Source organism: Vibrio sp. 811 (genome assembly GCF_033339195.1).
On the sequence record NZ_JAWOUB010000337.1, the window covers coordinates 1 to 749 of the forward strand.

The window sequence follows — 749 nt, forward strand, 5'->3', positions numbered from 1 at the left end:
CACCAAAGAGCGAATCGCCGTGGTTCAGGTTGGAGAAGAGCAGTTTTTGGTGGGCATCACCAGTCAATCGATCCAAACCTTAGCCAAGCTAGAAAAGCCATTGAAAGAGGAAGAGTTGGCGACCAATGCTTTTGCCAGTCAGTTCAGCCAACTGATCAAGAAAAATGACAAAGGGTAATCCAATCCGTCTGCTTTTTAGCACTTTGGTGCTACTGGTTGGCTTGCTGTTTTCTTCATTTTCGTTTGCTGAGGCAGAGGAATCACCGTTGCCTGCGAATTTAGCAGAAGGGAGCAGTGTGACGGTTCAGGCCATGCAAAGCGATACCGGAGCCAGTCGCTCTATGTCGGTTGGCAACGGTGCTGGTATTCCAGCTTTCACCATGACCACCAATCCGGATGGCAGTGAAGACTATTCCGTTACATTGCAAATTCTCGCCTTAATGACCATGCTGGGCTTCTTGCCAGCAATGGTGATTTTGATGACGTCTTTCACCCGAATTGTGGTGGTAATGTCGATTCTGCGTCAGGCTATGGGCTTACAACAAACACCATCGAATCAGGTGATCATTGGCATCGCGCTTTTCTTGACCTTCTTTGTCATGTCTCCTGTGCTCAACGAAATCAATGACACGGCTATCCAGCCATACCTCAACGAACAAGTGACAGCGCGCGAAGCATTCGATGCAGCGCAAGTGCCGATGAAGGCCTTCATGCTTAAGCAAACGCGCATTAAGGATTTGGAAACCTTC

Annotated in this window: 2 protein-coding genes; both read left to right on the forward strand. The window is 48.6% G+C overall.

The genetic code is table 11. The annotated features are described in order from the left end of the window. A partial coding sequence (locus tag R7Q46_RS26720; RefSeq protein ID WP_318078165.1) for a flagellar biosynthetic protein FliO occupies window positions 1-178 on the forward strand: 178 nt, incomplete at its 5' end. Next, window positions 165-749 (forward strand): flagellar biosynthetic protein FliP (locus R7Q46_RS26725; RefSeq protein WP_318078164.1); only part of this gene is annotated, 585 nt, incomplete at its 3' end. The genes R7Q46_RS26720 and R7Q46_RS26725, both read left to right, overlap by 14 nt.